12 protein-coding genes are annotated in these 13,861 nt (G+C 47.5%); 1 reads left to right on the plus strand and 11 read right to left on the minus strand.

Features of this window, described 5'->3' with window-relative positions:
- Nucleotides 1–15 precede the first annotated feature (15 nt).
- The 4 genes from ACXIT9_RS02640 to alaS form a co-directional block, all read right to left on the minus strand.
- The gene (locus ACXIT9_RS02640; protein WP_009057054.1) at nucleotides 16–483 is read right to left on the minus strand and encodes a hypothetical protein; all 468 of its coding nucleotides are present in this window, start codon (nucleotides 481–483) and stop codon (nucleotides 16–18) included.
- Between the two features lie 218 nt (nucleotides 484–701).
- Nucleotides 702–1,826, minus strand: a complete 1,125-nt coding sequence (locus ACXIT9_RS02645) for a redoxin domain-containing protein (protein WP_458054695.1) — start codon at nucleotides 1,824–1,826, stop codon at nucleotides 702–704.
- Nucleotides 1,827–1,831: 5 nt separating this feature from the next.
- Nucleotides 1,832–3,292, minus strand: a complete 1,461-nt coding sequence (gatB, locus tag ACXIT9_RS02650; RefSeq protein ID WP_458054696.1) for an Asp-tRNA(Asn)/Glu-tRNA(Gln) amidotransferase subunit GatB — start codon at nucleotides 3,290–3,292, stop codon at nucleotides 1,832–1,834.
- A 62-nt stretch (nucleotides 3,293–3,354) separates the two neighbouring features.
- Entirely contained in the window at nucleotides 3,355–5,991 is a 2,637-nt protein-coding gene (gene alaS / locus ACXIT9_RS02655) for an alanine--tRNA ligase (protein ID WP_458054697.1), read from the minus strand.
- Between the two features lie 112 nt (nucleotides 5,992–6,103).
- On the opposite strand from alaS, the gene ACXIT9_RS02660 reads away from it, so the two are divergent.
- Complete coding sequence (locus ACXIT9_RS02660) at nucleotides 6,104–7,081, plus strand: M23 family metallopeptidase (protein ID WP_458054698.1); 978 nt, start codon at nucleotides 6,104–6,106, stop codon at nucleotides 7,079–7,081.
- Between the two features lie 144 nt (nucleotides 7,082–7,225).
- On the opposite strand, the gene trmB is transcribed toward ACXIT9_RS02660, so the two are convergent.
- The 7 genes from trmB to ACXIT9_RS02695 are packed head-to-tail and all read right to left on the minus strand — an operon-like array spanning nucleotide 7,226 to nucleotide 13,858.
- Nucleotides 7,226–7,900 carry a tRNA (guanosine(46)-N7)-methyltransferase TrmB gene (gene trmB / locus ACXIT9_RS02665; RefSeq protein ID WP_458054699.1) on the minus strand — a complete coding sequence of 225 codons (675 nt, stop codon included), beginning with the start codon at nucleotides 7,898–7,900 and terminating at the stop codon, nucleotides 7,226–7,228.
- Between the two features lie 8 nt (nucleotides 7,901–7,908).
- Nucleotides 7,909–9,195, minus strand: a complete 1,287-nt coding sequence (locus tag ACXIT9_RS02670) for a bifunctional folylpolyglutamate synthase/dihydrofolate synthase (RefSeq protein WP_458054700.1) — start codon at nucleotides 9,193–9,195, stop codon at nucleotides 7,909–7,911.
- 60 nt (nucleotides 9,196–9,255) lie between these two features.
- A complete protein-coding gene (locus tag ACXIT9_RS02675; RefSeq protein ID WP_458054701.1) occupies nucleotides 9,256–10,212 on the minus strand; it encodes an energy transducer TonB in 957 nt (318 codons plus the stop codon).
- Between the two features lie 4 nt (nucleotides 10,213–10,216).
- Entirely contained in the window at nucleotides 10,217–10,609 is a 393-nt protein-coding gene (locus tag ACXIT9_RS02680) for an ExbD/TolR family protein (RefSeq protein WP_458054702.1), read from the minus strand.
- The gene (locus ACXIT9_RS02685) at nucleotides 10,609–11,304 is read right to left on the minus strand and encodes a MotA/TolQ/ExbB proton channel family protein (protein WP_458054703.1); all 696 of its coding nucleotides are present in this window, start codon (nucleotides 11,302–11,304) and stop codon (nucleotides 10,609–10,611) included. The genes ACXIT9_RS02680 and ACXIT9_RS02685 overlap by 1 nt, the downstream gene beginning before the upstream one ends.
- 1 nt (nucleotide 11,305) lies before the next feature.
- Nucleotides 11,306–12,133, minus strand: coding sequence for an SPOR domain-containing protein (locus ACXIT9_RS02690; protein ID WP_458054704.1), 828 nt, complete (start codon nucleotides 12,131–12,133; stop codon nucleotides 11,306–11,308).
- A gap of 12 nt (nucleotides 12,134–12,145) precedes the next feature.
- Nucleotides 12,146–13,858: a TonB-dependent receptor gene (locus ACXIT9_RS02695; RefSeq protein WP_458054705.1), complete on the minus strand. Its 1,713-nt coding sequence runs from the start codon at nucleotides 13,856–13,858 to the stop codon at nucleotides 12,146–12,148.
- Nucleotides 13,859–13,861: the final 3 nt, after the last annotated feature.

Below are 13,861 nucleotides of genomic sequence, written 5' to 3' on the forward strand. Positions count from 1 at the left end.
TTTTAATGCTTAAATTTATTTACGTCTTAATTCGATTTCAGAAACTCTTCCGTTACCATCTAAGCGTACATCGCTTACAAAGTTTAGGTTCTTTTTTGTGTCCTTTAAGTAGTGTAAGTACTTATTGATCGTCGTCGGCTCATCATAATCCTTTATACCGCGCTCCTCGTGAATCACGATAAGAACAGGAGTATTCTGATTACTGAACATTGACATAGAATCATCGATCATGCGATTGGCCACAGGAACAGAACTCGCGTTCGTTACGCTCTGGAATAAGTTCTCTAACTTCTCTACAGCCACTTCCTCAGCAGACGGTGCAGGCGGAGCTACTGGTGCCTCTTCTACTTTCTCCACAGGAGGCGGAGGCGGAGCTTGTTCGACAACCTTTTTCTTACTCTTACAAGCGCCCATCGCTAAAAAAGCAAATAAGGCTAAAGTGAACAGCCTATTGTAGGCCCGAGAGGTGGTTTTTTGTTTCATGTTTAACTTAAAATTAATTGGTTTTCCAGTCTAGAAATCTTTGCTCATGTAGCAATTACCATTCCACAATTCCCCTAGGAGAAGAATGTTTTTGACACATGATTTATGCCGCAAATGTAAGCGAATTTAATCATCACTTGTACACGGTATGACCATAATTATTTTTAGAAAACAGATACTTAAAAGCAGTATTAACGCTTTTTAACATCTTTTCCCATTTAATCAAAAAGCTCCGCAAGCTTCTTCTCTAAAGACATCCCTCGTAAATCCTTCGCTATAATTTTTCCTTCGGGATCCAGCAGGTACGTAGCTGGTATCGCATTAATCTGGTAAGTAGCAGCAGCCTCGGAGTTAAAGTAGGCTAAGTCAGAGACTTGTGTCCAAGTTAAGCCATCATCCTCAATCGCTTTCACCCACTGCTCACGCGTTCTATCTAAGCTCACTCCGAAAACTTCGAAACCCTTTTCATTGTACTGTTGATACAAACGCACGATATTCGGATTTTCTTCACGACACGGTCTACACCACCCCGCCCAAAAGTCAATTAACACATAATTACCCCTTAAATCCGATAAGTTGACCAGCTCCCCATCTGGATTTGGCAAACTTATTTCCGGGGCTGGCTGTCCTACAGCTAATACACGCATGTCCTCCAGCTGATTCTTCAAACGATTCACCATCGGATGACCACTGTAAGAAGCATCTAATTGAGTAACCAAATCATCCATGAAGGTAAATTCATTTCGCATATTCAGCATCCCCAGAGCAGCTAAAGACACAAAGCTACCGTCAAAACCTCTGATTAACTCCTTCACCTGATCAGCATGTGCAGCCTCCATTTCTATCGCCTGCGCCTGAATTTCCCTAATCTTATCCTGATCCCGAGCGGACATCGCATCGTAGTAAGCCGTATTCAATCCATTAATCTCTTCCTGAAAAGCATCGACCAACTGCTCGATCTGAACCAGTTGATCCGTATACTTCGACCCTTTAACCGTCACCACAGGATCATTTTCTCTATCGATGAGCAGCTCTACATCCTCGTTATACAAAGCCAAAGTGCGCTCAACTTGGTTTTCATCTGTAAGCTGATAAAAGCCTGCATGTGCTAAATTTAAAGTGTAAGCAAATTTGCCATCAGCAGCCACCTGAATCGTATCTACAAAAACGACGCGCTCATCCTCAAACTGATTCAAAAGCAAAACAAAGTCCGCATCAGCATCTTTCACCACACCCACTAGCATCACCGTTCCATCGAACGCTTTTTCTTTTTGCTCCCCGCAGCTGGAAACAAGAAATCCCACAACTGCTAATAGAATTAGGGAACGAGCTATCCTATACATGATTTTCATTTTTCTAATTGTTCTGTTAATAATTGGGTAGCAACTTTTGGGTCTGCTTTGCCCTTAGAACGCTTCATCACCTCTCCCATAAACATGCCGAGAAGTCCTTTTTTACCTCCTTTATACGCTACCACCTTATCCGGAAAAGCCGCTACCACTTCTTCTACGATAGGTAAAATAGAGGCCGTATCACTTTCCTGTATTAAATTTAACTCCTGGGCTAGCGCCAAAGGATCCACCTCCGGACGTTCTAACATCTTCGGAAATAACCGCTGCGTCGCCACTGAGGCACTGACCTTCCCCTGATCCACTAAATCCACTAATTTGGCCAAACTCTCCACAGGAATAGGAAAATCAGCTATCGATAACGTCAGTTCATTCAGATAAGACTTCACAGGTCCCATCACCATATTAGAAGCGCCTTTATAGGCACGGGTGTGGGTACAAAGCGCCTCAAAATACAGCGCGATATCCTTACTTTCGGTTAACACTCCCGCGTCGTAAGCCGGCAGCTGGTACGTCTGCATAAATTTCTGGAAAAGATAGCGTGGCAAAGGAGGCATTGCCTCACGCACCGACTGCAGCCACTCCTCAGAAATTACCACCGGACTTAAATCCGGCTCAGGAAAGTACCGGTAATCATTTAAATCTTCTTTCGTACGCATACTAGCCGTGGTTCCGGTAGTCGCATCGAAGGTACGGGTTTCCGACACGATCTCCACGCCCTCCTCCGCCAGCAAGACCTGCCGCTCAAACTCATGCTCGATCGCCCGCGCCACATTCCGGAAAGAGTTCATATTTTTCACCTCTACCTTTTTGCCGTAGGCGGATTCCCCTCGCTTACGCACTGATATGTTCGCATCACAGCGCAGAGAGCCTTCTTCCATATTGCCATCACAAATATCCAAGTAACGCACCAGCTTTTTGATCTCGACCAAATACGCATACGCCTCTTCTGAAGAACGCATGTCCGGCTCCGATACAATTTCGATCAAGGGAACTCCCGCACGATTAAAATCGACTAAAGTGTCTACCTCGCCGGCTAAGTGCATGGATTTTCCAGCATCTTCTTCCATATGGATACGCGTCAGGGCCACTTCCTTTTCTGTGCCGTCCGGCAAAGTAATCGGAACTACGCCTCCAACACAAATAGGATCCTTATCCTGGGTGATTTGATAGCCTTTCGGCAAATCAGGATAAAAGTAATTTTTGCGCGCGAAAATATTTCTTCGTGTAATTTCCGAATTACAGGCTATCCCCATCTTTACTGCATACTCCACCGCCCGCTTGTTCACCTTCGGAAGTGTTCCGGGATGTCCTAAAGTGATGACAGATATATGGGTATTCGGTAGGTTTCCGTATTCTGTAGAATCCGAGGTATACATCTTGCTTTTTGTCAGTAACTGCGCATGTACCTCTAGACCAATAACCAGTTCGTAGGTATCTTTTATACTTTTATCAAGCATCTTTCTATCTTTTTCAGCCCAAAAATGGGTTCAATTCTATAAAAAACCAAATGAAACCAGGCTTATCCCTCTTTTATACCCAGCAACTCTTTAGCATGTGGGATTACCTTAGGAAGTCCTTCCAGTGCCTTTCCTCCTGCTGTCGCAAAGAAATCCTGGCCACCACCGCCGCCTTTAATCGACTGAGCCAAGATCTTCACGAGCTTACCTGCATGCAGGTTTTTCTCTCGTAAGACCTGCTCATCTAACATCACCGCGACCTGGGGTTTTCCTTCTATATCCGCTGCCAAAACTAAGACCAGCTGCGGGACTTCTTGTTTTAACTCATAGGCGAGCTTTTTAAGTGCATCTGCATGTGGCAGGCGCACCTGTGCTAGTATATAAGCAGCCTCTGGCGTCCTGTGCTGCTGTTGGAGCAGTTGGCTTTTCACGGCCTTAACTTGCTCTAATTGAAATTGTTCTATCGACTTACGCAGCTCCTGGCGCTCGTCTAAGAGCGCCTGAATGGCTTTCGAAACATCTTTGGGATGCTTAAGCAATGCCTTCACCTCTTCTAAAGCCTCCCCTTGCGCTTGCACCACCTGCTCAGCAGCCGCTGCAGTCACCGCCTCGATACGGCGTACACCTGAGGCAATGGCCGTCTCAGCGGTAATCTTAAAGTAACCTATATGTCCCGTAGCAGGCACGTGGATACCCCCACAGAGCTCCATCGAGTAGGCCTTATCGAAGCAAATAACACGTACATGATCCCCATATTTCTCCCCGAAAAGAGCCGTGGCTCCCATGGCTTTTGCTTCCTCTATCGGCATGGAGCGGTACTCCTCTAATGGAATGTTTGCACGGATCTTCGTATTAACTAGGGCCTCTACCTCCTGTAACTCTTCCTCCGTCAACTTCGCAAAATGGGCAAAATCAAAACGCAGCATGCGCTCATTTACCAATGAACCTTTCTGCTGAATATGTTCGCCTAACACCTGGCGTAGCGCGGCCTGAAGGAGGTGGGTAGCCGTATGATTATAGGTAATCAGTTGCCTTCTGTCCGTATCTACCACAGCATGTACAGCTTGTGTCGGATCGCCAGGAACCTTGTCCACAAAATGTACAATCAGATCATTTTCTTTTTTGGTATCCAACACATGGATACGCTCAGTGCCGACGGTCAGCCAGCCAGTATCTCCTACCTGACCACCACTTTCCGCATAAAAAGGCGTTTCTGCAAGTACAAGCTGGTAGCGAGTCCGCTTCTTATCTTTTACCGTCCGGTATTTAGTCAGTATAGTTTCGCGGCTGCTATGGTCGTAACCGACAAAGGTGGAGCTGCTCTCCTTCCCTACCAGCACCCAATCGCCCGTCTCCTGCTCCGCTGCAGCACGGCTTCGACTTTTCTGAACCTCCATGGCTTGCTGGAAACCGGTTTCATCGATGGAAAAGCCCTGCTCTCTCGCGATCAGAGAAGTTAAATCCACCGGGAACCCGTAGGTGTCATAAAGCTCGAATACCTGTGCTCCCGGTACTAAGGTATTGCCCTCCGCCCGCAACTTGGCCGTTAACGACTCTAAAAGCTTAAGTCCATTCTCTAAGGTGCGAAGAAAAGCCGCCTCCTCTTCCTGGATGACTTTCGTAATAAAAGCCTCCTGTGCAGCTACCTCCGGGAATATCTTACCGAAATTTTGCGCCAGCAGTGGCATAAGCGCATACATAAACGGCTGGTCGAACTGCAGAAAGGTGTAACCATAGCGCACAGCTCTTCTCAATATACGGCGGATAACATACCCCGCCTTGTTATTCGAAGGAAGCTGCCCGTCCGCGATGGTAAACGCTATCGCACGGATATGATCCACGATGACACGCATAGCGATATCCGTCTTCTCACCTTTGCCGTAGGCGATACCCGAACGCTGCTCCAGGTGTGCGATAAAAGGGGTAAACACGTCTGTGTCGTAATTAGAAGACTTGTTCTGAATGGCGCGGACGAGCCGCTCAAAGCCCATGCCGGTGTCTACATGCTTGGCAGGAAGCTCTTGTAAAGAACCGTCTGCTAGACGGTTAAACTGCATGAAAACGAGGTTCCAAATCTCAATTACCTGCGGATGATCGGCGTTCACCAGTTCATAGCCAGAAACCGCCGCTCGCTCGTCCGCCGAACGCAGATCAATGTGAATTTCGGAGCATGGGCCACAAGGACCTGTGTCGCCCATTTCCCAAAAGTTATCCTTTTTAGAACCAAAAATAATACGATCTGCACCTACGATTGGCTCCCAAAGCGCGAAAGCCTCCATGTCTTTTTCCAGCTTATCTTGGGCATCCCCTCCGAAAACAGAGACGTATAACTGCTCTTTAGGTAGTTTATACACCTCAGTGAGCAGCTCCCAAGCCCAGGTAATGGCCTCTTGCTTGAAATAATCTCCAAAGGACCAGTTTCCAAGCATCTCGAACATGGTATGGTGGTACGTGTCCACGCCAACTTCCTCGAGATCATTATGCTTGCCGGACACGCGTAAACACTTCTGGCTATTCGCCACGCGCGTCTGCGCAGCTTGATCGTTTCCTAAAAAAAAGTCTTTAAATTGATTCATTCCCGCGTTCGTAAACATGAGCGTAGGATCATTTTTGACGACGATAGGAGAAGAAGGGACGTAGGCATGGCCCTTCGATTCAAAAAAACGAATAAACGTATCACGTATCTCTTGAGCGTTCATTAAGAGGCAGTTTATATGTTTTGTGGAAATTTTTTCTTACATTCGCGGCTGTTCCGTATAGCTCCCAGCCCGCATAGCCCACAAAATTATAAGAATTAGCGCGCAAATAACAATGAGTAAGATAAAATATTATTACGATCCCAAAACCTGTAAGTACGAACGCTACGAAAGAAGTAAATGGGATGTAGCTCTGAATACGCTCGGTTTTTTTGCTTTTTCTTTACTCCTAGCAGGCGTTTTTTTAGTTGCCTTTAATACCTATTTTGATAGCCCTAAGGAGCTTTTGCTTAAAAAAGAAAACAAGGAACTTACCTTTTACTACGAGGCCATGGATGATGAAATCAAGCGACTGAGTAGTATGTTAGAAGACCTGCAGCAGCGCGATGATAATTTATACCGTGTCATTTTCGAGTCTGAGCCTATTCCCTCGGAAGTACGCAAAGCAGGCGTAGGAGGAGCGGATCGCTATGCTGAAATCCGCGCAAAAGGGCTGAAACAGGAAAAGATGATCGTTTCACTTCGCTCTAGGATAGATTTACTCAAGCGGCAGCTCTACATTCAGTCTACCTCTTACGATGAAATCGCCGAAATGGCGCTAAATAAGGAAGAATATTGGGCCTCTATTCCAGCCATCCAACCTATCCCAAATGAAGACTTGACGCGCCTGGCTTCGGGCTTTGGCATGCGTATTCATCCGATCCTAAAAGTGCGTAAAATGCATGAAGGCATCGACTTCTCTGCTCCCATCGGCACGCCTATTTATGCCACAGGGGATGGTATCGTGAAAGTGGTCAAAACTATTTTTGGAGGCTATGGAAAGTATATAGAAATCGATCATGGCTTCGGTTTTACGACACTCTATGCGCACATGAACTCTTTCGATGTGAAGCCAGGTCAAAAAGTGAAGCGAGGAGATAAAATCGGTACCGTCGGTAATACAGGCACTTCTACAGGGCCACACCTGCACTATGAGGTACGGAAAGAAGGTCGTATAGTAAACCCGGTCAACTATTTCTTCAAGGATCTCTCTCCTGAAGAATATGAAAAAATCTTAGAGCTCGCATCGAAAGAAAACCAGTCTTTGGGTTAAAATAACCCGATCTAAGCCTTTGGCCGAGGGCCAAAAGAAAAGCCTACCCAGAATCTTCTTTCCAGGCAGGCTTTTCTTTTGAAATGAAACTCCTTCAGTTTTTTATGGCGCTTCTTTCATCCATGCCCGAAATGAACGCCATACTTATACCTCGGTATCCGGTATAAAACGAAAGCGCAGATACTTGATTTTCTCCCCCTTTTCGCTAAATATTTTTTCATAGCGCGTTTGGATGCCCAGATGCTCATCCTTGTAGGCGGATGCATAAAAATCATAGGTGATGACCTCCAGCTGCACATCCGGACGCTCTCGTAGCACCTCTTCTGTGTACAGGAAAAGGCCCGTATTATCGGTTTTAAAATGAATTAGCCCATCGGGACGAAGGAGTTGTTTATACATATCTAAAAAACGCGGTGAGGTCAACCGGCGCTTTTCATCTCCATCTCTGGGAAAAGGATCTGGAAAAGTGATCCAAAAGCAGTCCACCTCCCCTTCCGCAAAGAATTGATCCAATAGCTGAATCTGCGTGCGCAAAAAGGCAACATGATTCAAGCCCTCCTCCTGCGCTTGGGTACTTCCCTTCCAAATCCGCGAACCCTTGATATCCACTCCGATAAAATTTCTATCTGCATGGTTCCTGGCTAAGCCAACAGTAAATTCACCTCTTCCACAGGCGAGTTCCACCGTTAGCGGCAGGGTATTTTTAAAATGCGTAGATTGCCAATTACCTTTAATCGTTTCGAAGCTCGGCTTTCCGGCTTGGATGACATTATAGGCAGCATCATTCGCCTCGAAACGAACCATTTTTTTTCTTCCCATTGCTTGATTTAAAGTTCTTCTATTTCTGCCACCACAAAGGTACTGCCTCCCACATAAATAATATCCTCAGGAGCAGCATTTTCTTTGGCAAATTGAAGTGCTGCATTTACACCTGAAATAAAGTGACGCTTCCAGGGTTTTGGCGCTAGCGCCTTTTCTAAATCTGCTAGAGGATACGCGCGCGGAATGTCTGGGGCGGTAAAAATATACTCCGCATCCTCTGGAAAAAGAGCAAAGATAGGATCTAATGCCTTGTCAGACACAAAACCCAGCACCATCCATAATTTTTTATAGGAATACCCTTTTAGCTGTTGCATCACATGTCGGATGCCGTCTACATTGTGGGCCGTGTCGGCCAAAATTAGGGGTTGGGTCCCCAGCTCCTGCCAGCGCCCCTTCAGCCCCGTAAGTGCTTGTACCTGATTTAGCCCTTGCAAAATGGCCTTTTCTGGAAGCTCCCATCCCTTCGCTTGAAGAAGCGGAATTGCAGCCAATACGCCACGAACATTTTCTAGCTGATAACTGCCCTTTAAGGAAAGTTCAAACCGGTCAAAGGTAAAAGTGGCCTTCGAACGGCCCATCCTATAGGTCCCAGGAGCTGCGGTCGCTTGTAGTTGAATCAATTCCTGAGCGAAAACCAGCGGGGCACCCAGGAGCTGGGCACGCTGCAAGAACACCTCTGCCACTTCCTCCTGGTAATGACTAATGACGACAGGCACCCCAGCCTTTATAATGCCCGCCTTTTCTCCCGCTATGGCGGCTAATGTATTTCCTAAGAACTGCTGATGGTCCAGACCGATCGTAGTGATGATACTTAATTCCGGATGGATAACATTAGTGCTGTCCAAGCGGCCACCCATCCCCACTTCGATGATGGCGATATCCACTTCCTTTTTTGCAAAATACCAAAAGGCCATAGCTACTGTAGCTTCAAAAAAGGAAGGTTGGATTTCAGCTAAAAGCGCTTTGTGCTCCGCCACGAAGGCCACCACAGCATCCTGCTCCATCTGCACACCGTTAATGCGCATGCGTTCTGTAAAGCACTTTAGATGCGGCGAGGTGTAAAGACCCACCCGATAGCCTGCTGATTGCAGGATGGCGGCAAGCATATGTGAGGTACTCCCCTTTCCGTTCGTACCCGCCACATGAATGCTCGGAAATCGACGCTCGGGATTCCCTAAGTGCGCACACAAAACCTCGGTGTTTTTAAGATCTTTTTTAAACGCAGCAGCTCCCTGACGCTGAAACATAGGGAGCATGCCGTAAAGGTAGGAGACAGTTTCCTCGAAATTCATGTTGATTAATAAATGCAAGCCTATACTTACGGGTATGCCGGTAAGGCATGCCTTGGACACTTAATCCACTTTAATAATGAAGGTAATTTTTCCCGTAGAAAAATCGGCAGAGGCAGCTCCCGCCTGACGACGGAAAGAAACCTTATTCACTACCGTCCGGTAATAGGCCAGCACCTCATTCGACACATTATACTCCAAGGGAATGGCTTGCACCACCTTCCCCGCATCATCCACGGTGATGCTGAAGACGATACGACCATTTCGGGTGCTGACACGATCGGAAATATCTGGCTTGGAAGCGAAATCCCAGCCAGCTAAATCCAGATTATACCCCGACGCAGGCCCTGGATTCCCTTGGCCCGTTCCCGAGCCCATAAGCGCACGACCATCCACAGCCCCTTCGGCTCTTCCTGCAGACCCAGCTTGATTGTCTGTACCGGCACCGCTGGCCGTCGAGGCACGATTAGCAGAACCGGACTGTCCACCACCTCCAAAAATAGCGCGCTGATCCACTTTGGACGCTTCCTTAGCGACTACGGCAGTTTCCTCCGCTTCGCCTTTTTTCGGGTCAGCAGTAGGCGCAGCAGTAGTTTTTCTTTCCGTCGGCTTGACCTGCTCTGCCGGTTTTTCCGTCCCTTTTACCGGACTCGGTTTCGGCTGTACAGCTTGCACGCTGGGCTGTACGGGAGTCGGATTCGCGCGCGCCTCTTGTGCCTGAGGAGCGACTTTAGGCTGAGGAGCTTCCACCACCTGCGGGGCTACCTCTCCTGGAGCGGCTGCCTCGGGCCTCGTATTTTGCTGTCGACTAGGACTAGGACTGGGTTGATTCCCACTGCCTACATCTGAAAAACCCAGTTGTAGCTCCATCCCATAGCGCGACATAGGAGGGTCTGGCGAGCGCCAAACGACCACAAAGTAGAGCAAGAGGAGTAGTGCCACATTAATACCCACGGTCCACCAGGCGGCTCGTTTACGCTGCACATCTTGCCCTTGCTCTATGGTGAAATCTATGTTCATTTGCTTATTTAAACGGTTTTGTCGCTATCGTTACATTGGCCTCCAAGGTCGCTGCAATCCCTCCAATTTCCACTAAATATTCCACAGGAACATCTTTATCGATATGCAGGACCACCTGTCCTTTCTTGCCTGCCAAAATACTGGTTAGGGCCTCTTTTACTTCCTCCCGGGGCATCACCTTATCATTTACAGAAAAACGCAGATCTTTCGATACAGAAACGGTCACTTCCTGCATCACTATTTCTGCTGTCTCACTCGAGGGTAAGTTCACCGGAAGACCAGATGGTGTAATAAAAGAGCTGGTTAGCATGAAAAAGATGAGCAACAAGAAAATGATATCCGTCATCGATGACATGCTGAATGCAGTTTCTACCTTATGTTTTGATTGTAGTGCCATTATTTCTCCTGTAAAAGGTCGATAAACTCTATCGTGGTGTATTCCATTTTATGAACCAACTTTGACACCTGACTAACTAGGTAGTTGTAGCCCAAGTAGGCAATAATACCTACCACCAGCCCACTGGCTGTCGTGATCATGGCCTCGTAAATACCTGTTGACAGCAACTTAGGAGAAACCATCCCCTCTTCCTGTGCCACTCCGATAAAGGCGCGGATCATGCCCGCTACAGTCCCTAAGAACCCGATCATTGGAGCTGCTCCAGAAACAGTCGCTAAGATATTTAAGTTCTTCTCTAACTTATAAAGCTCAAGTTTGCCCACATTTTCGATGGCGACTTCGATATTTTTCAGTGGAGAACCGATGCGGCTTAGCCCTTTCGCAATCATATTCGTCACGGGACTATTTTCCCCTTGGCAGAGCATTTGCGCCTTTTCTACCTGCCCCGATTGCACGAGCACCTTTACATTATCCATTAAAGTTACTGGCGTCTTGGCAGCCTTCTTGATGACCAAAAGCCGCTCGATGAAAATAAATATGGCCAAAACAAAGAGCACATACAGTGGCACCATAAAATAGCCCCCTTTAATCAGTAGCTCAAGTAAACCGATTTCGGTTTGTCCGCCTTCCATAAGCGCTAAACTGTCCACTGCCAGTGCCGGATCAGTTGTAGAAAGTGTTTGCAGTAGTAACATATTAGTATTTCAAAATCCAAGCTCCTTGTCCAAATGTTTTTCTGGCCTCCGGCAATGCCCGTTGACCCTCTTCTACCGTGTCATAGGACGCTACCGCTATTCTAAAATTACTTTTGGCATCCAAAGGAGCTAATAAATAAACGTTATTGGTTTGGTTCAAGTATTTTTTTGCTTCTGTTAAACTCACAGCCTCCGAGGGAAAACTCGCAACGATGAGGTAATAATTTCCCTTGCGGTTACTGCCATCTAAGCGCATCACTTCCGCAGAAGTGACCCTTTCTGGTGCACTCGCCTTGGCTTCAGACACTTCCGCAGAAGTGACCCTTCCTGTTGCACTCAACTCGATTTCAGGTGCTTCTGCCTCCTCACCCGTCTGTTGAGCATCTAACCCTTCGCCCGACTCACTGGCCCCAGAAAGTGATGGGCCCGCTTCTAGGTCGGTACCTGCTACCTCCGTTTGGCTTGGCATTTCTTGGCTCAACTTTTCCTCTACAGCTACCGCAACTTTTTCCGGCATGGGAAGGCCAAACTCCAACATATACCACAAACCGAACATTAGGAAAATCAGCAGGAAGACCGCCGTGATCGCTACTCGGCTTGGGCCTCTTTTTGCTTCCTTGCGCGAAGCGCTCACCCGCTTCCTCGGTTTTTCCTTTGGCGGCGAACTAGCAGCCACCGCTGGTGACTCCATTGACTCAGTGGAAGATTGCGCTTCTTTTTTTCTTTTTATCCGTTCATGCTCCCGCTTTTGATTAAGCTGGTACAAATTTACCGTCTCTACAAAAGGAAAACCAAAATCCTTTTCTCGCTTTTCCTGCTCTTCTTGCATGTTATCACTGGGTTAAAATTGAATCGTCACCCCCGCTATTCCTTGAATGCCCCGCGCCGGATAATTTAAGAACCGTGCATTCGAGCGGTTGAGTAAATTGTTTCCTGTCACAAAAGCCGAAACCCGCGGTGAAATACGATAGTCGGCATGCAGCTGCACATCGATTACCGCCGGCAAAACTTCCGGTGCTATCCCGATCACAGGCGCATCAAAGTTGAGCAGCGGCGCCTGTGCATTAAACCCTGTGATACCGCCCAAATAGAGGACATTGGCCTGAATCAGCCATTTATCAGCTGGCTTAAATTCGTTTTGAATACGTATTTCCACATCTGGACGACCGAAAGCGGCCACAAAATCCGTCAGCGTATAATGAAAGTATTTCGCGCTACCACTCACTTTATACCAGTCTTCGAATTCGAAGCTTACCTCTCCAAAATACTCCAGCACCCGTGTATCGGTATCATACAAGAGCTCAAAACGTGTTGAGTCTGAAGCCTGATTGCCAAATAAGTGAAAATTTTGGAGATTAGCTAAAGCTAAGCCCGCCTTATAGCGAAAGGTGCCATCGATCTGGCCCTGAACCCCGGCACTCGCACGAAACTGCTGACGCGTATTCAAAAGCTGTTCAGAAGGACCCAAAAAAGGATTCTCACGCACAAAACTCAAATACGTATTGCGCAACATGTCCCCCTCAAAACCGGCAAAAACCCCAAGGGCATCCACTACCGCATAGGAGGCACGAAGCTGCGGAAAAATGTGAAAATCAGAAGGTTTGTTTTCTGTTACATCATTTTCGATCACCATATTGGCCCCCGCGACCACATCTAAGCCATTGGCGCGGTAGCGCACCTGTGGATTAATTCGGTAAAAATTACGACTAATGCCTTGATAGGGAACATCCTCTGGAGAAGTGGTCTCCAAAAAAGAGTTAAAACCCACCTCGAAGCCATTTTCGAAACGATAGTGAACGTTTGTGGTAAAGCTGGCCGCCGCCTCGCTCGCCCGAAAACCATCTGTAAGATTGCGTACATCGAAGGAGGCCACATACTGCAGGGGCGCATCTTGATCGATAGGTTGAATTTTACCGCTCAGCCCCACTTCCTGAAGCACATTTACATCTGGAGTGAAGTTCAACAGTTGCAGCACTTCATTTTCCGGATCGAAACCATAAAAGCGGAACTCATCCCGCCTATAGCGCAAATTCCCATGAAAGGTAAAGTAGTCCGTAAACCAGCGCGCATCCGCTCCCATTTCAGTCAGGTGCTCTGCTGAGTTCGCCCCATCCACCGGGCCTCGATAGAATCCTTGATGCTTCAGGTAGCCGCCTAAGGCGAAGTCCTGCTCCTCCCAGAGGTTATAGCGCGCCTCCAGCAGTGGGGAAATAAAATTCCCGAAACCCGCACGTACAAAACCCGGATAAAGCTCTTGCTGCTTGCGGGGAAAATTTCGCACCGCCGGCTCCACCTCGATGGCCTCCGGCTGGGTGGCTAAATAAAAAGGGGTAACCGTATAGGTAAACTGAGACTCACTTTTTGGGGTCGGCAGCACCGGAACCGGTGCAAAGGGTCTGTTTTGCTTCGGCAGCGTGAGCACACGGTCTTTTCGAATCACAAACTCCTGATCCTGAACTTCTCCACGCTGTCCCTGCTGCGCCCGAACCTGCTGCAGACTGCCGATAAAAAGCAAGCCTGCCACAGTAGAAAATAAAAATGGAAATACCTTCATGTA

This window comes from Nitritalea sp. (genome assembly GCF_054166705.1).